Source organism: Companilactobacillus ginsenosidimutans (assembly GCF_001050475.1).
Taxonomy (GTDB): Bacteria; Bacillota; Bacilli; order Lactobacillales; family Lactobacillaceae; genus Companilactobacillus; species Companilactobacillus ginsenosidimutans.
The window spans coordinates 771,886-791,584 of the sequence record NZ_CP012034.1; the positions used below are offsets into that span (position 1 = coordinate 771,886).

The following is a 19,699-nucleotide window of genomic DNA, read 5'->3' on the forward strand; positions in this document are numbered from 1 at the left end:
AGCATTTATGTGAATAAATTCATTAATTCATTTATCAATTTAAAAAATGTTTAAATATTTAGGCAATAAAAAAGCTTTTGAACTATTAAGTCCAAAAGCTAATTGTTATTCAGATACTACTGCGTTTAATTCAGCCTTAGCATCTTTAATTTGTTTTCTAACTGAAGCAAATCCTGTACCACCAAGAGAGTTTCTTCTCTCAACAGCAATCTCAGGTTTTAATACTTCATAAACGTCATCTTCAATTAATGGAGAAATCTTTTTAAATTCGTCCATCGTAATATCTTGAAGGTTCTGATGGTTTTCTAATCCTTTAAGAACAAGTTGACCAACAATACCGTGGGCTTCTCTAAATGGAATACCCTTAGTAGCTAAATAGTCTGCAAGTTCAGTTGCATTAGAAAAATCATTTTCGGTTGCATGACGCATATTATCTTTTTTAACATTTAAGGTTGAAATCATCCCATTGAACACACGAAGTGCTGGCAACAAGGTCTTAACTGTATCAAAGGTACCTTCTTTATCTTCTTGAAGATCCTTATTATAAGCTAATGGCAATGACTTCATAGTTGAGAGCAATCCAAGTAAGTGACCATAAACACGACCACTCTTACCACGTATCAATTCTGCCATATCGGGATTTTTCTTCTGAGGCATGATTGAACTACCAGTAGTGTATTTGTCACTAAGTTCAAGATAATTGAACTCATAACTAACCCACATACTAATTTCTTCACAGAAACGTGATAAGTGCATCATTAAGATAGATGCATTACTCAAGAATTCCAATGCAAAATCACGGTCAGACACTGCATCCAAAGAATTACTATAGACGTCAGCGAACCCTAATTCTTTCGCAGTAAACTCACGATCGATTGGGAAAGTTGTTCCTGCTAATGCTGCAGCACCAAGTGGTGAGATGTCTGCGTGTTTCATATTAAACTGGAATCGTTCAACATCACGTTTAAACATTGAATAGTAAGCCATCAAATAATGTCCGTACGAAATTGGCTGGGCATGTTGAAGATGTGTATACCCTGGCATAATTGTTTCGACATTATTCTCAGCTAACTCTACTAGTGTTTTCTGGATAGTTTGAATTTCTTCAACTATTTTTGGTAAACGATTTTTGACATACAAATGAAAGTCAGTCGCAACTTGATCATTACGTGAACGTCCAGTATGCAATTTACCCGCTACCGGACCAATTTCATCAGTTAAAATACTTTCAATATTCATATGAATATCTTCGTTTTCAACTGTGAACTCTAGTTTTCCTTCGTGTAATTCTTTACGAACATTCTCAAGTCCAGCAATGATTTGATTGCTATCTGATTCATTCAATATTTTAGTTTTCTTCAACATTTTTACATGTGCCAAAGATCCTTCAATATCTTCATCGGCCATGAGTTGATCAAAACTTATTGATGCGCCGAATTCATCTACCCAAGTTTCAGCTTGAGCTTGAAAACGACCACCCCATAATTTTTTGGTACTCATTATTTGCCCTCGTTAACTGGTTTCTTTGCGTTCTTTTGGTCTACTTGAGCCTTAACTTGTGTTGGAAGACCCCATAGTTTGATAAATCCTTTAGCAGCCTCTTGATCGAATGAATCAGCTGATGTGTATGTAGCAAGGTCCAAATCGTACAATGACTTGTCAGCTTTACGTCCAAGAATCCAGATATTACCTTTGAATAGGTTCAATCTGATAACACCTGTAACATCTTTTTGACTTTCTTTCAAGAATGCCAATAATGATTCCATTAATGGTGAGAACCATAGTCCGTTATAAATAATTTCTGTTAATTCTTTTTCAATGACTGGTTTGAAGTGTCCCAAATCACGTTCTGTAGTCAAATCTTCGAGTTCCTTGTGAGCTTTGATTAATACCATAGCTGCTGGACATTCATAAATTTCACGTGACTTAATACCAACTAATCTGTTTTCGATGTGGTCAATTCTACCAACACCATTTTCGCCGGCGATCTTGTTCAATTTTTCAATAATTTCTGAGAATTTCATCTCTTCATCATTAATTGAAACTGGAACACCTTGGTTAAATTTAATTGTCAAAGTTGTTGGTTGATCTGGTGTCTTTTCAATAGGATTTGTTAATCCAAAGGCATCTTCTGGTGCTTCAACCCAAGGGTCTTCAAGAACACCACATTCGTTAGCACGTCCCCAAATATTTGCATCGATTGAGTATGGTGAGTCCAAATCGATAGGAACTGGAATATCATGCTTCTTAGCATAGTCAATTTCTTCTTCACGTGACCAGTGCCAATCTCTAACTGGACTTAGAACTTCCAAGTCTGGTGCTAAAGCGTGAATACCAACTTCGAAACGAACTTGGTCATTACCTTTACCAGTACATCCGTGAGCAATTGCTACGGCACCTTTTTGTTGTGCAACTTCTACTAACTTTTTAACTATCAGTGGTCGAGATAGAGCAGAGAGTAATGGATAACTACCCTCATAAAGAGTGTTACCTTGTAATGATACTAATGCATAATTGTCAGCATATTCGTCTTCTGCATCAATTGTAACTGCGTCAACGGCACCGACTTTAAGAGCTTTCTTTTCGATAAAGTCGTGATCTTTTCCTTCGCCAACATCAATACAACATGCAATAACATCGTATCCTTTATTTTTTAGCCATGGAATCGCTACGGAAGTATCCAAACCTCCTGAATAAGCTAGTACTACTTTCTTTGTATCTGTCATATCTGTTCCCTCCACTGATTAGAAAAAAATTAATTTTGTGTTAATAATAGTAACGCGTATTTACATTTATTACAAGGGATTATAGTTAAAAGACTTATTTAATAGTCTTATTTGTATTATTAAGCGTATTTGAACGTTTCTAATTTTCAGAAAGATACAGCTAATTTTCAGAATTTGATTTATCGACAGACTCTGAGATTTTCTTTAAATACTTGATCATCTCATCATCTTTATCTGGCTTATCATCATCTTCCTCTTCAGATTCAGACTTTTTCATTAATCTATTTACGCCTTTAACAATAAAGAACACAACTACAGCGATAATCAGAAAATTAATAATTGATTCAATGAAACTTCCATATTTAAAGTTTGCTCCAGCAACTTTGAATACCATATTGGATAAATCAATTTTCCCCAAAACTAAACCAATCAAAGGATTAATAAGGTTTGATACTAATGAAGTAACAATTGCTGTGAATGCAGCCCCCATAATTACTCCAACTGCTAAATCCATTACATTCCCTCGAGCAATAAAATCCTTAAATTCTTTTAACATGTTCAAAACTCCAATCACATTTAATCTCCAGCATAATTAGTTTTAAATTATTTCAAATTTGACTGATATATGCTTAATTCGATTATGCAATTTTTTCGAGTGAATTTTCAATAAACCAAGCTTCAAATTAAAAAAATCGAAATATTGTATATAGTATAATTATCAAAATGTTACAATTAATAGAATATTCCATTAGAGGGGGAATTTTTTTATGAAAGCAACTACCGGAGTTCAAAGATCTGGCTGGATAGTATGGTGGATTGAAACTGTCGTATACATCATCGGCTCGTCAATCTTCATTGGTCTTGTCAATGTTATTAGCGATTCAACATTCAGCATGCAAGATAAAGCATTCTCATTTGTAATTTGGCTTTTGCTCACATTTTTCTTTGCACTAGAACAAGTCCTAGCATTTTTTATGGTTAAATATATTCATCGTGACAACTCATATGTCTATCCCATTATTTTAATTGCACTTGGATTTGTTGGTCCTAAGCTCTACCTAATTCCTGGAATTTGGGGAGTTCTTTATACAAATCACGGCAAACTTCAAAAATAAACGAAAGCACATCTCAATTGAGATGTGCTTTTTGTTACCAAATATTTAATTAGCATTTTCATTTATACACACAAAAGCCGTGAAAATCATTGAACTGATTTTCACGGCTATTTTATTTAAGCAACTTTAGCTTTTAAGTTAGTTACAGCTTCTTCAATTGTTGTACCGTTGGCAGAAACATTAGTGTTGTTCTTATCTACGACAGTAAACAATTGTGAGTCAGTATCTAAATATACACGATATTTCATAATCATTGTTTACCTCCATTTTTCATAATAATTATTATTCTGGTAGCGAATACATTTCATTTTATGTGTTTGTGATAATTTTGTCAAACTCAATTTGCGATTTTTTTCAAAATCTGCTGGTATTGCTATATTCATGCGGTTGATTGCGGTTGCATAAAAGCCCATTCCATCAGTATTCTTAGTGAATTTCCATCTTTTTTCAAAATAATTAACTTTTTTGTAAGCATTTTCTTTCTTGATTAATAAGCAAGATGATTCATCACATCAATTCTTACTTTTCATCATTTTTTGCATGATATTTTGTTGACCCATAATGTCCGTGAGACAAGTCATGAACAATATCAAATCCAGGGTGAACTAAATGATTAGTATCGCGATATTCAATCCATAATTGTGTATGATTTTTTAAATCTGCTAATACTTGCTTATATAATTCATCTTTATGGGGAATTTCTAACAAATCATAACTATGTCTAACCTTTTCTTTCTCCCGATACGCTTGTAAGAAAAAGCTATAACAATGGAAATAATGGTTATCGACTATCATTAAATGATAGCGCCATTTATACTTTCTCAAAAAATGTTTATCAAAGTTTTCGATTAAAACTCTCGATTCTTTTAACAAATAAATCACCACCTATGCTTGATGGCCACCAACTAACTTAGATCTATCGATTGCAGTACCTGCTGATTTCTTACTGTACCCTCGAACAATTGATTTATAACCATATCTATCTCTGATTTGATCAATTGTATGTTCCAATCTTAAATTAGCATCATACTGGTCATTGCCTTCAAACAATGACAGTTGAAGCGTACTAGGTCTGCTTACTCGATTTACTCGGACACCCAGACTCCGCAAAGCTTCACCTTGCCATTTTTTCTCGAATAAATATTTTACTGCACGAATTAAATCATCTGTGCGATTAGTGGGATCCACTTTGGTCTGTGCACCCCAACCTCGTTGATTATTTTCATTTGGTTCTGCAAACCCAACTGATATCCCAATAACTTCACCCAAAACGTTGTGCTTCCTCAATCTAGTTGCAACTTGATCTGCAATTTCGAATAAAACCGTCTCAGTATCATCTCTTGTTGTATAGTCACGCATTAGCACCTGACTGTTTCCATAACCTTTATTATCTGCTCGTGGGACATATCTTTTAGCTAAGTCGGAATAATCAATACCCCAGCTGTGAAAATATAACGCATCACCAAGTACGCCAAATTTTTTGTTTAATTTTTTTCTGTCTGTATGTGCTAAATCATAAATGGAAGTTATGCCCATTCGCTCTAATTTACCAGCTGTTTTCACCCCTATGGACCAGAAGTCCGTAAGTGAAGGAATCTTCCATATCGTGTCAGAAACTTCTTTATAAGTCCACTCAGCCCGCCATGGTGCCTCAACTTTGGCAGCATTGTCCAACGCCAGCTTTGCCATTAATGGATTTGGCCCAATTCCTACTGTGGTAACAATTCCAGTTTCTTTAAAAACTTTATCCTGGATTTTTGCAGCAATCTCATCATTACTGCCAAATAACTTGTGACTATGAGTAACGTCAATAAAGGATTCATCAACACTGTAAACAAACCAATGTTGATCGTCAGTAAACTGTCTAAATACTTGATTGACTCGATAGTTGAGTTTTATATAGTCCTTCATATGTGGAGCTACTAGCTGAATATCCATATCAGGAGTAATCTCGTATTTACGGGTGCCTAACTTTACCCCATAGTCTTTTTTAGTATCTGGTGACGCTGCCAAAATCAATCCACCATTCGATTCTGCCCTAGACAAGACCGCAATTTTTGAAGCCAACGGATACTCAGCTCGACGAATTGCCTCTGTGCTTGCATAAAATGATTTACAGTCGATACACATGATATCCCTATATGGTAAACGACTGGGATCATCAAAGGGCGTAGCCATCCGTCCACCACTTATCGTTCTTTTGTATGTTTACACAGCGAATTTCTTCAAGATGAAGTAATCTTGTTTCTCCACTATCTAGCTGCAAATAAATTCGTCCAGTATCAAATCCGACGACTACGCCTTCTATTTCAGGAACGTATTCATCATTTTCTAAAACATTAATCTGCACAGATACTGATTTAGAATTTTCCCAAGCATCCTTTAACTGTTCACTAATAATTTCAACTTCCATTTCAGGTTTAACGGGTGTAAGTCTTTCCTTTACTTTTTCACCCTCCATGAATGCACTATGATCAGATAGTAACCAGCCCATCCATTTCATCATGCCGCGATCGTTATATAACCATTTCTCACGTGGGACAATTTGTTCCATCTGAATCACCAACCTTTAATGAACATTATACGAACACTTGTTCGTATTTTCAAGAAAACTATTAGTAGTGATCCATATTGATTAGGTAAAACCCCACCATTTCGCAAGTTAGAAACAGATATTTATTTTTTTATTGCATTAAATTACAAATTTTGGGCACAAAAAAAAGCCACATTTCTGTGACTTTCTTTATAGACTGCTAATTAGTCTTTAACGATGTTAGCAGCTTGTGGTCCACGTTCGCCGTCTTCTACGTCGAATGTTACGTGTTGACCTTCGTCCAAAGTCTTGAATCCGTCTCCTTGGATAGCTGAGAAGTGAGCAAATACGTCACTACCATCTTCGCGAGTAATAAAACCAAAACCTTTATCAGGGTTAAACCATTTAACTGTACCTTGTTCCATGAATGAGAACCTCCAGCGCTTTTTGCGCAAATTTTTTGCATTGTTAAGCCAATTTCAGAAAGTAACCATTCGTACGAAAAATTAAATCTCTAACCAACTCTTAATACAATAGTGATAGTATACCTTCTTTTTCCCAAAAAGGGAACTAATTTGGCACATTTAATACTATTTATTTTTTTATATGACATATTACTTACTTAAATACCGGTAATTCCCGATATGTTAATATTAAATTATCAAATAATAAATAAGGACGTGGCACATGAAAAGAGAAAAATTCGTTAAATTAACCAGTAGCTCATACATTACAATCTTCGTTGATCCTGAAACAGGTGTTGAATATGCAATGAATTCTGCTATAAACGGTGACGTCGTTTCTCCATTATACAATGCCGACGGATCTTTAAAGGTTAACGAAGAATATCGTAAAAAATAATTCTTGGGGGAAATTTTATGAAGGTAAATTTAATTAATAATGCAACAAGGGATACAAAACAAGTAAAAGTAGGATTTTCTTGGACTACATTTTTCTTTGGGTTCATCCCTGCTGTTTTCAGATGGGATCTAAAATGGTTTTTGATTATCCTTGCAATTGAAATTATCGCAAGCATCCCTACTATGGGATTCGGTTTCTCAGTTGTAGGAATTATTTTCTCTTTCTTCTATAACAGATTATATATTAATGATTTGTTGAAGAAGGGTTATGTCCCTGCTGATGACGGCGATAAGGGTATTTTGTCTAACCGTGGATTTAATGTATAGATGAAAAAAATGAGGCATATGCCTCATTTTTTATTTGGATTCATTATTTTCATATTTTTGAAAATCATTATTAAGATAGTACCACCTGAGAGTCCACCAAAAAATCCACTGACAACAAAATTAATAAAATAAGATGCTATGGATAGAATAAGAGAGATTGCAAGTTTAATCCGAACACTTCAATACACAATCCCTAAACGTCTCAATGGCCGTGTTCCAGCCAAGTATTTTTAATGGTCGATTATTGATCAATTCTAATGATTCCAGCAACTCATCTTCAGAAACACTGTTGAAGTCTGTTTTCTTTGGAAAGAACCAACGTAGTTTTCGATTGAAGTACTCATTAGTTCCACGTTCCCATGGTGAATATGGATGACAGAAATAGACTGGAAGATTGTAATAATCGGCCAAGTCGTTGAATCCTGAGAACTCTTTTCCATGATCCACTGTTATAGATTTAATGTTTTCACCAAAGATTGATTTCATCTTTTTTATCGCTGAATTCATTGATTCCTTAGTACGATCATTGATCTTAATCGCCCAGACGAATCTTGTCTTACGTTCTACAAACGTTGCTAAGCAAGCCTTTGATTGTCCACGTGAAGATAGGACAGTATCAGCTTCCCAATGTCCAAAGGTCTTACGAGTATTAATTTCTTCGGGTCTCGTCTCTATGGTTTCATCAACTTTGAAAGTCCCACGTGTCTCATGTTTATGCTTTTTACGACGAGATTTATCTGATAATAGTTCTGAATCAAAATCGATCAACCCCTGATAAATCCAGTTGTAGATGGATTTAAAACACAGGTTTAATTCACTAGCTATTTGTTCAGGTGACCAAGTTAGCTCAAGGTGTTGCTTAATCAGAATGGCATTATCCTTTGACAGTATTGATTGTCTTCCGCAATGGCGCCTCATTTTATCAGCGTGCTCTTGTGCCAGAACAGGGTCATACGGATCGACACGGCTGAGTTCATTACTAATTGTAGATTTGGACAACTTCATCCTTCTTGCAATTTCATTGTGAGAATTACCATCTTTTAATAATTGATATATGGCTCCGCGCTCAAACTGTGATAAAGTAGATATGCTCATAGTAAATGTCTTCTTTCTGGTCTGTTTAGTCGCTAACCATTGTAGAACATTTACTATGGGTTTTTTTATTTTATTTAGGTGTTCGGATTAATCTTACAATTTAAGATAACAAAAACTAAAATTGCAATTCCCAAGTTCTTATTTGACAACCATTTAAAATTCATTTTCATTAAATTCATTTGAAAGATTGATGCCATAATCAAAACAGCTGAATTAAATATTACAAAAGCAGAAATGATCATTTCATCACTAACGTGCAACGACCCAACAGAATTTATTATCCTAACAACAAAAAACATCAAATTTACTACAGTCAGCAAGATAATGAATAATCGTAATCTTTTTGAGATGTCGTTTCTACTAAGCGCGTCGGATACATTCGTATCGTCTTTAATCAAAACGTCTAACGATATATCAAAATAATTGCTTAATTGAATTAAAGATTCGATGTCTGGATAGCTATTCCCTGTTTCCCAACTAGAAATCGTTTGTCTAGATAAATTCAATTTATTGGACAATTGCTGCTGTGTAATCCCTGATTCTTTTCTAGCTTGCTTAAGCCTTTCACCAAAACGCATATTGGTCAACCTCCCTAACTGGTACATTAAATATATTATGTATCAGTAGTAATGACTAGCAAAGAATCTAAGCACACGATCTCATAGATAAATATGTTAAAAATATAACGGCGATATTAAACTAATGTTTCAAATTTTTTACAAAAAAATCCTCTAAACTTTTAAGTTTAGAGGAAAATTTATTTATTTTTTGAGGTTCTTTTCAACATAAGCTCTAACGTTGTCATCAGTGTCACTTAGAAATGGCATCATGGCTTTTTCAGTTTCATCAGTATTATGTTCGTTACTTTCCATAATATGATTCCAGATTGCGTCACGGACAATTGTCTTGTCGTCGCTCCAGTCAAAAGCCTCACTCATCTTAATGTTCAAAACTTCAGGTTCTGTTGCAATATCTGATTCTGCCATATTTTGAAGCCTCCTTAGCTACAACCTCATTGTAGGTCATTTTTCAGAAAGTGACACAAATAACCCCTTAATTTTTCAGGAAAATAAATTAAGTTATAAAATTCTATAAATTAGCCAGTGACTAATTAAATGGAATATTTTTCTTAACGAATAATAATTTTCTTTTATTAAAAGTTATCTAGTACAATAACTATAAGGAGGTGTGCATATGTTTGATAAAATTCTTCATGAAATCCAGAAGTACAACGATATCATCATAATTAGACACCAAAATCCTGACCCTGATGCGATTGGAAGTCAGCTAGGATTAGCTAATATTCTCCGTAATGCCTTTCCGCAAAAAAACATTTTGACACCGGGTACTGAACTCGAAGTATTCGACTGGTTAGGAAAAATGCAGCAAGTTCCTTCAAACAAGTATAAGGATTCCTTAGTTATTGCAGTTGATACTGCCAATGAAATTAGGGTTGATGATGATCCGCACTTTAAGGATGCTGAATTAATCATTAAAATTGACCACCATCCTAACGATGATCCATTTGGAAATATCAACTGGGTCGACGACAGCTTTTCTAGCTGTGCTGAGATGATTTATACCTTGGCTGATGAATTAGGCCTCCCCGTCGAAAAAGAGAGCGCCAGGCTACTTTATTCAGGCGTCATCGGTGATACCAATCGATTCCTTTACGCAGATGCCACTTATCGAACTCTAAATATTGCCGCACAATTGGCTAAAACCGGTATCGATATTTCTGAGATTAGCCATCAAGAAGATCAAATGACTATGGAAATTGCCCGTTTAGAAGCTTATATTTTGGAAAACTTTACCATTACTGACTCAGGATTTGCCTACATTATTCTAGAAAAAGATTTGCTCGAAATTTTCCACCTAAATCCTGGTGAGCTTGATTATGCTGTACCACTTATCGGAAAAATTGATGAGGTTAACACTTGGGCAATTATTAGTGAAAAGGAAACTAATAAATTCCGTTGTAATTTGCGTTCAAAAGAAATCCCTATTAATTCAATTGCTGTGAAGTTTGGTGGCGGTGGACATCCCCTAGCAAGTGGAGTTTATGTTCACAGCATGGATAACGTCCAAAAATTACTAGATGAAATGGATAAAATTACTCATTAAGATTTAACAGATTCCTGTTAAATCTTTTTTTTACTCAAAAAAGCAAATTTATTATTATATAAATGAATATTTTCACAACCCTCTAACGTATTATTATTACACTATAGAAATAATATTATGAACCACTGGAGGCTCACTTATGAAAGCCGTATACCCAATTATAATGCGAAATTGCAAAAGAAATTATTATCCATACTTTATAGATATACCAGACTTTGATATTTCACTTCATGCTGAGGATCCATATTCAGGAATGCAAGCAGCAAGACATAGAATTGTTGACGAAATTGATATGCTTGCTGAAAATGGAAAAAATATTCCCCGCTCAAATTATATTATTCCAACATCCTATCAAGCAGATATTATTACCTTGGTAGATGTTGACACCAATGAATTTTATAACGAAAAGTTTGAACACGAAAACGAGCGACATTTATCATACAACTAGAAAGAATTCTGATCCCTCAGGATTCTTTTTTAGTTACTTTCAAGTACCTACTATTTTTTCCTCTCAAACGGTATATATTAGTACTGAAGAAAACATACCTCGGAGGTGCAGAATGGATTTACACTTAACTCACAAATTAGCTTTAATTACGGGATCTACTAAGGGTATCGGCAAGGCAATCGCTTTTGAAATGGCTCGTGAAGGTGCGGATGTCATTATAAATGGACGTAAACAAGTTGACGTTGATAATGTTGTCAATGAAATCAAGAGTAATTTTCCAACTACTAATCCACAAGGCGCTCCGGCCGATATTTCTGAAGAATCAGGCCGAAAGGATTTGTTCGATAAATTCCCTAAAGTAGATATTTTAGTGAATAACATGGGGATTTTCCAACCAATGGAATACTTCGATATATCAGACAAAACTTGGGAAAAATTTTTCGAAATAAATGTCCTTGCTGGAAACTCATTGGCAAAATTCTATTTACCTAAAATGTTAGATCAAGACTTTGGTCGAATTATTTTTATTGCTAGTGAGGAAGCAGTTATGCCATCAGGTGAAATGCCCCAATATAGTATGACCAAATCCATGAATCTATCATTAGCAAAGAGTTTATCTAAGCTCACAGTAGCTACTCATGTTACAGTAAACACCATAATGCCCGGTTCGACTCTTACTGAAGGTGTATCGGATATGATTTCTGAAATGTACAAAGATTCTGATATTCCAAAATCTGACTGGGAAGCAGATTTTATGAAGAATCACCGATCTCGTTCACAAATTCAAAGACTAATCCGCCCTGCTGAAATAGGACGTTTTGTTGCCTTCGTTTCAAGCCCTGACGCCTCTTCATTTTCTGGAGAAGCACTACGTCTTGACGGTGGACTAGTACCAACTATTTTTTAATAACTAAATATGATCAACAATTCTCAAACAGAATTGTTGATTTTTTTTATAAATTGTTTAATCATGTGTGCGTACGTAGCTCATTTATCACTTAATAAACAATTGATTGGAGAATACTTATGTCAAAAAAATTAACAACTTCAACTGGTCAACCTTGGGCCGATAATCAACATTCACAAACTGCTGGACCTCGTGGACCCGTTTTAATGCAAGACTATGATCTCATGGAAAAATTGGCTCATTTTGATCGCGAGCGCATCCCTGAACGTGTGGTTCATGCTAAAGGTGCTGGTGCAAAAGGTGAATTTGTACTTGAAAATGATATGAGTAAATATACTAAAGCTGATTTATTCAACGGTGTCGGCAAAACTACACCTATCATCATTCGTTTCTCACAAGTTGCTGGAGAAAAAGGATATCCCGATACAGTACGAGATGTTCGTGGGTATGCATTGAAGTTCTATACACAGGAAGGTAATTATGACATCGTTGGTAACAACACCCCCGTTTTCTTCGTAAATGATCCATTGAAATTCCCTGATTTCATCCATTCTCAAAAGCGTGATCCAAAAACTAATCGTCGCACACAAGAGATGCAATGGGACTTTTGGGCTCACTCACCTGAATCAATTCATCAAGTAACTTATTTGATGGGTGATCGTGGTCTACCTGCTTCATACCGTGAAATGAATGGTTATGGATCACATACTTACAAATGGGTGAATAAAGATGGTGAACAGTTCTGGGTTAAATATCACTTTATTTCAAACCAAGGTGTTAAAAATATGTCAGAGGCTCAAGCTGGAAAACTTGCTGGTGAGAATCCCGACTTTTTGCAAGATGATTTATTTGATGCCATTGAGTCAAAGAACTACCCTTCATGGAATGTCTACGTTCAAATTATTCCGTACGAAGATGGATTAAATTATAAGTGGGATATTTTTGATGTTACTAAAGTTGTTTCTCATAAAGACTATCCTCTAATCAAGGTTGGTAAATATACGTTAAATGAAAATCCAACCAACAACTTTACTGATGTTGAAGAAGCTGCCTTCTCGCCTGCTAACTTTGTACCTGGTATTGAGCCCTCTCCTGACAAACTATTACAAGGCCGCTTGTTCTCATATAAAGATACTCAAAGATATCGTCTAGGCGTAAATTTTGAAGATTTACCTATCAATAAACCTTTGAATGAGGTCCATAATTATCAACGAGATGGCTACATGAAATCAGATAATCAAGGTTCAGAAGTAAATTATGAGCCAAATGGTCAAAATGGTCCCAAGGAGGATTTGTCAGCATCTGTCTCTGGATATTCTGTAGAAGGTACAGCTGGTAATCAGCCTTATGCACACAATGTGGATTACAGCGCTCAAGCCGGTGATTTATATCGTCTAATGTCAGATGATGAAAAAGATAGATTAATTAACACTATCGCTGGTGGACTTGGACAAGTTGACAGTATGGAAATTAAAACTTTGGAAGTCAATCAGATGTATGCTGCCGATAAAGAATACGGAAAACGAGTCGCAAAAGCTCTTAATCTAGACATTAATGAAGTTTTGCAACTAAATAATTAGAAATTCCAGATACGATAAATATATTTATTTAAAACTAGAACCAACTATATCAACAATCGTTTTACTATAAAGATACCTAATAAGTATGGTTGTGCTCATTCAATCAATTGTTGATATCCCCCTACAATGTCAACTTAACTTATTTGGTATGTTTCTTCCTTACGACGAAGGAATTAATATGATCCTCCCCCTTGCAGAAAAGTCCTCTTGAATAAAGAGAACTTTTTTTCTTGATATCAAGATTTAATATATTATTAAGTGATTTTCGAATATAATTCTAGTTAGAGGAAAGTATAAATGATTACAAAAGCTGATCACCTTACCGAAATTGAATTACAAACAATCTCTAATATTTGGTTAAGATCCAACACTTCAGCTCATGATTTTATTCCAGCTAAATATTGGAATAACAATTTTGATTCTGTGAAACAACAATTTAAGTCAGCCACTATTTACTTGGCTTATGATAATGAGAAAATTGCTGGTTTTATGGGGATGCAAGATAATTATGTTGCTGGAATTTTTATTGAAGATATCAACATGCATCATGGGTTAGGTAAAGCACTAATTTGTGAAGCTAAAAATAATTATCCAAATCTCAATTTATCCGTCTATGTAAAAAATCAAAATGCAATTGAATTTTATTTGGCACAAGGTTTTTCGAAAGTCAGTGAGAACATTGACCCTGAAACTAATGAGGAAGAAATCGAAATGACTTGGTCGAAGTAATATTTTCAGGGGGAAATGATGGAAACTCGGAGTCGAAGAACTAGAAGCACACGTAGCAATCGTGGTAATGACAATAGTCGCAGTAATCGAAGCAACTTGAACAATCGTACTAGTCGATCCAGCAATAGTGGCAATACCCGAAGCAATTCAAATAACGGATCCAATCAAAAATTTAACTTTTACAAACAATGGTGGTTTTGGTTATTAATCATTATTCTGATTGCCCTACTAGCTCAATGTAATAGACAGCGACATCCTAGCCTTTTTGTTGAATTAAATAAAGATGAAGTAAGGCTGGACAAAAATTTCAATGCAAAAATAACTTTCCAAACTAATAAAAATAACAAATATTATGTGAATGATATTAATAAGAACCAAGCTGTCACACATGGTACTGTGAAGGGTACTCAGAAAACTATCACGCTTCACCAATCAGGAAAATTCCAACTTACTGTTTCTAAAAACAATCAGAGCAAATCTGTGGAATTCAAAATTAATCCTCTGCAAGTCAGTCAAAGTGCAATTAACGCAAGTATGAATGACCATGGAGATACTGCGTTGGACAAAGCACCAAATGTTGACTTGAAGAATATTCCTAAAAACTACAAATCTGCTTATAAAGCGGCAGAAAAATTCTCGAATCAAATGCACATGTCAAAAGCTGGCATCTATTCACATTTGACTAGTGGATATGGAACTAACTACTCCACCGCTGCTGCACAATTTGCTGTTGATAACTTAAATGCAGACTACGACAATAACGCTTTACAAATGGCCAAGAATTTCAAAGAAAATTATCATATGTCTGACGACAGTATTCGTGACCGATTGACTTCTAAATCTGGTGAACAGTTCACCGATAGCCAAGCTGATTATGCTATGAATCATCTAGATAAATAACCCTCCTATATAGTCCAGATTCTGAAAGACTTAAAAAGCTGATTTTTCCTGGGGAGGATTATGAGTTATGAAAAAAAGAAATGTACTGATTGGAATGGCTGCCACTGTACTACTATCAACAACATTGGTTGGATGTTCAAACGGCAGTGACAAATCAAGTAGTTCTAATAACACTAGAACTGTAAAGACAACAAAAAAACAAGCCAAATATTATTTCAAAAATAATAAGCTTGTAATGAGTGATATTTCTATTACAATTACAAAAACAAAAGTTATTCCTGTTGGTGAAATTGGAAATGAATACGGTGAAAAGCCTGTTATTGCATTCTGGTTTACAACTACAAATAAGAGTAACAAAGAAATCAATCCAAATACTGCATGGATTGCGGCATTTACTGCAGTACAAGATAACAATAAGAACCAAGTAAACGAATTAGATATTGGGAATTTGCCTGATGATCGCTTCTTGGACACTCAATCCGAAAATATCAAGAAAAACGGGACTGCCGAAAGTGCAATCGCATATGACTTAGATGATACTACCACCCCTGTTAAACTGACTGCAACAAAGGGCATTGGTGGTTCTAAGCTCGGAACAATGACTTACAAATTGAAGTAACAAAAAATTATATAACTATGACTGCAAGATAAACTATCCATAGCATAAAAGTGCGCAAAAATTATGTACAGTCTTGTATTTTAAGTTAAATTTTTCTAAATAAAAAAGAGCCACAAACACTATATTTACAGTGTTTGTGGCTCTTTAGCTATATTTCCATAAACCATTTAAGTGGAAAATAGTGCCGCTGACAAGAGTCGAACTTGCACATGGAAACCCATACAGCGACCTGAACGCTGCGCGTCTGCCAATTCCGCCACAGCGGCAAAGCAAGCTTTGTGATATGCTTACCTTAAAACGATACCATAAATTAGAGGATATGTAATGCAAAAAATCGATAAATCTATCTTGTCAAAAGTTATTAAACCACGTAATCCAATTTCATATAAGGGTAATTATGGTCGTATTCTTATTATTGCTGGATCACTCCATTTTGGTGGAGCAGCAATATTGTCTTCATCTGCAGCTGTTTATTCTGGAGCTGGTCTAGTTACAGTTGCCACCACTCCAGAAAAATTTGTATCCTTAAATACTAGGATTCCTGAAGCGATGACAATCGATTACCACAATATCATGGAAACCCTCAATTCAATCAGACAATCAAACGTTATCGTAATTGGACCAGGTCTGGGTACCTCAGAACTGACTCAATCGTTGATTAATATGGTTACTGAAAATACCACTAAAGATCAAACAATCATCTTTGATGCATCTGCACTAACTGAGATTGCCGAAAAAAATATTAGTTTAACGCAAATTTCTGCACACGTAATTTTGACTCCACATCAAGGTGAATGGCAACGACTTTCTAAATTAGAAATAGCTGATCAATCCACAGAGAATAATCTCCAATCTATCCAAGAAATCGCACCGGATTCACTATTAATAGTTAAAAAACATCTTTCGGAGATATACTACAATAATAAAGTTGAACAAATTTCAGCGGGTAATCCTGGAATGGCCACTGGAGGGATGGGCGATACATTAACCGGGATTATTGCCGCATTCGTAGGCCAATTCGGATTCTCAAAAAACACTGTTTCAGCTGCCCTCTTCCTTCATAGCTTTATCGCAGATAAAATATATAAGAAAAACTATGTTGTATTGCCTGAAGAATTAATAAATGAAATTCCTTCAACGATGAAAAAGATAACTACAAAATCATCCAAATAATAAAAGACAAGTTTGAAATTAAAAATTCAAACTTGTCTTTTTTACTCTACTTTTATTCCAAACATCCCTATTAAAATTGCAGCTTGATATTGATTAACTACTAATCCACGTGCAAGTTCGGGACTTATGACCATCGTTTCAAACTCAGAATCCTTAAAATCAAATCCCTTTAGTTTTGTTTCACTAAAGTTAGATTCAGTTAAAATTGATCCAACAAATGAAATATCCTTCTTAACTTGTAAAGCTTGGAAAAATCCACCTGTCAAATCACAATTTAGAAACGAGATATTTTCAAAACGACTCTCTGTAAAATTAACATATGGCATTTTACAATCTTTGAAACTTGTATTTTTCATGTAAGAGTTATTAAAGTCAGAACCTGACAATTGGAGACTACTAATTTTGCAATTGTAAAAATCGCTCTGGCTAAAATCACTTCCTGCCAACTGGCTATGATGTCACTCAACATTGCTAAAACTAACTCGACTGAAATCGGTTTGCTCGAAATCACAGTGATCAAAGACTATGTCTGAATAATCATGTGAATCACTATAAGATTCAAAATGACAACGCTCATAATAATAACCATTTTCAACTTGATTCAAATTTAAAGTCTTATCGGACACTGTTTCAATCGGTACGTTCATTTAATATTTACCCACGCTCCATAAATTTTTAATAAAAGTAATCTTATCACACAAAAACAAAGCATCCACCTACCGAATGCTTTGTTCTACTAACTATTTAATTTTAACTAATCGTCTAATTCTATCAACTCTTGATCCCAAAATTTTATCAGCTAACTTAGTTTTCAAAACTAAGTAACCAAAAATCGCAGCACCAATAAATGCCTCTGCGAAAAGAACGAACAAACTGACGATTCTGTCTGAGTTTCCAACGAAACGATAGACAATCCAGTTAATGGCAATGACCACAATGAACATTACTACTGAGAAAATGATTATTCCACTAATTCTGTTTTCTGTGCGCTCAATATTGAACGGATAAATTTCATAAAGTTTTCTAAGCATTAGCCAACAAATTAACGCCATACTAATACTTGTAGCCACAAGTGGTCCGAATTCGTGGAACATCCAGATCATTGGAACTTGCAATAATACTTTGGCAATAAATCCAATAACTAGGTATTTAATTGCTAATCTATTTCGATATAAAGCCTGTAATACAGCTGCCAATACTGTAAACAACCCTAGAAGAATCGACATAACTGATGAGAACTGTAGCATTGAAATTCCTAATGCATCGTAGCGATAAAAAGTTGTCCACAATGGTTGTGATACTGCGTACATCCCTAACGCACTGGGAATCATAATGAAGAAAAATAGTTCTAATGTGTTGCCAATCTGGTTTTCAATATCTTTCTTATCACCCTTAGCATATAGTCCCGACAAAATTGGAACAGCGGTAACTGCCATCGCAGCTGATAAGGAAACAATTATCATAATTAATTTGTTAGCTTGGAAACCAAATAATGAATAATAATTATCTAATTGAACTTTCGAAGCATTGACGAACATCAACATAAATTGTTGGAACGTCGACTGATCGAATAGATTGAAGAAAGTAATCCCAGCATCCATGATAATAAATGGCAATGCTTGATCAAATATTTCTTTGGCAAAATTTTTATCAATGGTGGAAGCTGGCTTACCATTTCTAGACAGAGCCCTTAGCTTAGGAAGCTTTCGAAAAATATAAATCATCAAAATCCCAATGGCAAAAATTGCACCGATAAATGCAGCAAATGTTGATTGAGTAACAGCATCAACATAACTACCCTTTTGAACTTTCATAATAATATAAGTTGCTAATAACAAATAAATAACACGGGCAATTTGTTCCACTAGTTGAGAAATTGCTGACGGAGCCATGTCTGAGTATCCTTGCATATATCCTCTTAAAATACTAAGGATTGGAATTACTAGGACAGCAACACCAAGTGATTTAATAACAGGAATACTATTAGGATCACCATCCGTAAATAGGAAGGCAATACCAGACGCTCCAAAAAACATGATTGCACCAAAGATAATACCCATTAGTGCCATTATTTTTAGTCCCTGCTTAAATAGACGATTACCTGTTGAATACTCGTCTAAAGCATTATAATGGGAAATTTGTTTGGAAATTGCACCGGGAATTCCGGCAGTTGATATGATTAAAAACAAGCTATAAATATTGTAACCTTTGGCAAACAACGCATTGGCCGAAGGATAATAAGAACCCATCCAAGCCATCCAAGGAATAATATAAATAGCACCAAGTACTCGTGAAAAAATACTACCGGCGGTCATCCAAACTGAACCCTTCAGCATTGTGTCTTGGCTGGAAGACTCTGGATTTAACCTAGGAATAGCTTCTTCTGTACCTTGCTTATCCTTGCTCAAATACTAGCACCACCTTAAAAAACTAACTCTTCAATTATAACAAAATTGTAATCCATGAAACTTTAAATTACACTTAATTGTTGAAAAAATCAATTGTCGTTTATAACAATTCCAATAAAAAACGTCTCGTCAACCAGACGAAACGTTATTTATAA

24 protein-coding genes, 1 tRNA gene and 1 pseudogene are annotated in these 19,699 nt (G+C 34.9%); 11 read left to right on the plus strand and 15 right to left on the minus strand.

The window, feature by feature from the left end; genetic code table 11:
- Positions 1 to 105 precede the first annotated feature (105 nt).
- From argH to mscL, 3 genes are all read right to left on the minus strand, one after another.
- Entirely contained in the window at positions 106 to 1,500 is a 1,395-nt protein-coding gene (argH, locus tag ABM34_RS03970) for an argininosuccinate lyase (RefSeq protein WP_048703616.1), read from the minus strand.
- Positions 1,500 to 2,726 (minus strand): argininosuccinate synthase, encoded by a 1,227-nt coding sequence (locus ABM34_RS03975; protein WP_048703618.1) that lies wholly within the window; start codon positions 2,724 to 2,726, stop codon positions 1,500 to 1,502. The genes argH and ABM34_RS03975 overlap by 1 nt, the downstream gene beginning before the upstream one ends.
- Before the next feature lie 160 nt (positions 2,727 to 2,886).
- Positions 2,887 to 3,282, minus strand: a complete 396-nt coding sequence (gene mscL / locus ABM34_RS03980; protein ID WP_048706343.1) for a large-conductance mechanosensitive channel protein MscL — start codon at positions 3,280 to 3,282, stop codon at positions 2,887 to 2,889.
- A 211-nt stretch (positions 3,283 to 3,493) separates the two neighbouring features.
- Here mscL and ABM34_RS03985 point away from each other — a divergent pair, with 211 nt between their 5' ends.
- Positions 3,494 to 3,841, plus strand: a complete 348-nt coding sequence (locus tag ABM34_RS03985; protein WP_048703620.1) for a hypothetical protein — start codon at positions 3,494 to 3,496, stop codon at positions 3,839 to 3,841.
- A 116-nt stretch (positions 3,842 to 3,957) separates the two neighbouring features.
- Here the strand turns inward: ABM34_RS03985 and ABM34_RS13335 are convergent, their stop codons facing one another.
- The 5 genes from ABM34_RS13335 to ABM34_RS04005 all read right to left on the minus strand — a co-directional run bounded on the left by ABM34_RS13335 (position 3,958) and on the right by ABM34_RS04005 (position 6,799).
- Complete coding sequence (locus ABM34_RS13335) at positions 3,958 to 4,095, minus strand: hypothetical protein (protein ID WP_198141160.1); 138 nt, start codon at positions 4,093 to 4,095, stop codon at positions 3,958 to 3,960.
- Positions 4,096 to 4,360: 265 nt separating this feature from the next.
- Entirely contained in the window at positions 4,361 to 4,714 is a 354-nt protein-coding gene (locus ABM34_RS03990; RefSeq protein ID WP_048703622.1) for a hypothetical protein, read from the minus strand.
- A 12-nt stretch (positions 4,715 to 4,726) separates the two neighbouring features.
- Positions 4,727 to 6,019: a Y-family DNA polymerase gene (locus tag ABM34_RS03995; protein ID WP_048703624.1), complete on the minus strand. Its 1,293-nt coding sequence runs from the start codon at positions 6,017 to 6,019 to the stop codon at positions 4,727 to 4,729.
- Positions 6,003 to 6,395, minus strand: coding sequence for a hypothetical protein (locus tag ABM34_RS04000; protein WP_048703626.1), 393 nt, complete (start codon positions 6,393 to 6,395; stop codon positions 6,003 to 6,005). Before ABM34_RS04000 ends, ABM34_RS03995 begins: the two co-directional genes overlap by 17 nt.
- Before the next feature lie 203 nt (positions 6,396 to 6,598).
- Complete coding sequence (locus ABM34_RS04005; RefSeq protein ID WP_048703627.1) at positions 6,599 to 6,799, minus strand: cold-shock protein; 201 nt, start codon at positions 6,797 to 6,799, stop codon at positions 6,599 to 6,601.
- Between the two features lie 262 nt (positions 6,800 to 7,061).
- Between ABM34_RS04005 and ABM34_RS13145 the strand changes: the two genes are divergently transcribed.
- Both ABM34_RS13145 and ABM34_RS04010 read left to right on the plus strand, forming a co-directional pair.
- Positions 7,062 to 7,235 (plus strand): DUF6440 family protein, encoded by a 174-nt coding sequence (locus tag ABM34_RS13145; protein ID WP_157023213.1) that lies wholly within the window; start codon positions 7,062 to 7,064, stop codon positions 7,233 to 7,235.
- Between the two features lie 17 nt (positions 7,236 to 7,252).
- Positions 7,253 to 7,561, plus strand: a complete 309-nt coding sequence (locus ABM34_RS04010) for a hypothetical protein (protein WP_048703629.1) — start codon at positions 7,253 to 7,255, stop codon at positions 7,559 to 7,561.
- A gap of 165 nt (positions 7,562 to 7,726) precedes the next feature.
- Here the strand turns inward: ABM34_RS04010 and ABM34_RS04015 are convergent, their stop codons facing one another.
- The 3 genes from ABM34_RS04015 to ABM34_RS04025 all read right to left on the minus strand — a co-directional run bounded on the left by ABM34_RS04015 (position 7,727) and on the right by ABM34_RS04025 (position 9,642).
- Positions 7,727 to 8,656, minus strand: a complete 930-nt coding sequence (locus tag ABM34_RS04015) for an IS30 family transposase (RefSeq protein WP_048703591.1) — start codon at positions 8,654 to 8,656, stop codon at positions 7,727 to 7,729.
- Positions 8,657 to 8,730: 74 nt separating this feature from the next.
- Positions 8,731 to 9,234 (minus strand): helix-turn-helix domain-containing protein, encoded by a 504-nt coding sequence (locus tag ABM34_RS12995; protein ID WP_064505397.1) that lies wholly within the window; start codon positions 9,232 to 9,234, stop codon positions 8,731 to 8,733.
- A gap of 183 nt (positions 9,235 to 9,417) precedes the next feature.
- A complete protein-coding gene (locus tag ABM34_RS04025; RefSeq protein ID WP_048703631.1) occupies positions 9,418 to 9,642 on the minus strand; it encodes a P8 family protein in 225 nt (74 codons plus the stop codon).
- Positions 9,643 to 9,850: 208 nt separating this feature from the next.
- Between ABM34_RS04025 and ABM34_RS04030 the strand changes: the two genes are divergently transcribed.
- The 7 genes from ABM34_RS04030 (at position 9,851) to ABM34_RS04060 (ending at position 15,963) form a co-directional block, all read left to right on the plus strand.
- Entirely contained in the window at positions 9,851 to 10,780 is a 930-nt protein-coding gene (locus ABM34_RS04030) for a DHH family phosphoesterase (protein WP_048703632.1), read from the plus strand.
- A gap of 139 nt (positions 10,781 to 10,919) precedes the next feature.
- The gene (locus ABM34_RS04035) at positions 10,920 to 11,228 is read left to right on the plus strand and encodes a hypothetical protein (RefSeq protein ID WP_048703634.1); all 309 of its coding nucleotides are present in this window, start codon (positions 10,920 to 10,922) and stop codon (positions 11,226 to 11,228) included.
- A gap of 112 nt (positions 11,229 to 11,340) precedes the next feature.
- On the plus strand, positions 11,341 to 12,135 hold the full coding sequence (locus ABM34_RS04040) for an SDR family NAD(P)-dependent oxidoreductase (protein WP_048703635.1): 795 nt from the start codon (positions 11,341 to 11,343) through the stop codon (positions 12,133 to 12,135).
- A 119-nt stretch (positions 12,136 to 12,254) separates the two neighbouring features.
- Positions 12,255 to 13,715: a catalase gene (locus tag ABM34_RS04045; protein ID WP_048703636.1), complete on the plus strand. Its 1,461-nt coding sequence runs from the start codon at positions 12,255 to 12,257 to the stop codon at positions 13,713 to 13,715.
- A gap of 297 nt (positions 13,716 to 14,012) precedes the next feature.
- Positions 14,013 to 14,444 (plus strand): GNAT family N-acetyltransferase, encoded by a 432-nt coding sequence (locus ABM34_RS04050; RefSeq protein ID WP_048703638.1) that lies wholly within the window; start codon positions 14,013 to 14,015, stop codon positions 14,442 to 14,444.
- A gap of 15 nt (positions 14,445 to 14,459) precedes the next feature.
- Positions 14,460 to 15,344, plus strand: a complete 885-nt coding sequence (locus ABM34_RS12905) for an Ltp family lipoprotein (RefSeq protein WP_083988260.1) — start codon at positions 14,460 to 14,462, stop codon at positions 15,342 to 15,344.
- A 67-nt stretch (positions 15,345 to 15,411) separates the two neighbouring features.
- Positions 15,412 to 15,963, plus strand: coding sequence for a DUF5067 domain-containing protein (locus ABM34_RS04060; RefSeq protein WP_048703639.1), 552 nt, complete (start codon positions 15,412 to 15,414; stop codon positions 15,961 to 15,963).
- 182 nt (positions 15,964 to 16,145) lie between these two features.
- Here ABM34_RS04060 and ABM34_RS04065 read toward each other — a convergent pair.
- Positions 16,146 to 16,229 (minus strand) — tRNA-Leu (locus ABM34_RS04065).
- A gap of 58 nt (positions 16,230 to 16,287) precedes the next feature.
- On the opposite strand from ABM34_RS04065, the gene ABM34_RS04070 reads away from it, so the two are divergent.
- Positions 16,288 to 17,136: an NAD(P)H-hydrate dehydratase gene (locus ABM34_RS04070; RefSeq protein ID WP_048703641.1), complete on the plus strand. Its 849-nt coding sequence runs from the start codon at positions 16,288 to 16,290 to the stop codon at positions 17,134 to 17,136.
- A gap of 41 nt (positions 17,137 to 17,177) precedes the next feature.
- Here the strand turns inward: ABM34_RS04070 and ABM34_RS04075 are convergent, their stop codons facing one another.
- From ABM34_RS04075 to ABM34_RS04085, 3 genes and pseudogenes are all read right to left on the minus strand, one after another.
- Complete coding sequence (locus ABM34_RS04075; RefSeq protein WP_417924670.1) at positions 17,178 to 17,462, minus strand: pentapeptide repeat-containing protein; 285 nt, start codon at positions 17,460 to 17,462, stop codon at positions 17,178 to 17,180.
- A 48-nt stretch (positions 17,463 to 17,510) separates the two neighbouring features.
- A pseudogene (locus ABM34_RS13590) lies at positions 17,511 to 17,582 on the minus strand (hypothetical protein); the annotation flags it as partial.
- A gap of 294 nt (positions 17,583 to 17,876) precedes the next feature.
- A complete protein-coding gene (locus tag ABM34_RS04085; protein ID WP_048706348.1) occupies positions 17,877 to 19,472 on the minus strand; it encodes a putative polysaccharide biosynthesis protein in 1,596 nt (531 codons plus the stop codon).
- Between the last annotated feature and the right edge of the window lie 227 nt (positions 19,473 to 19,699).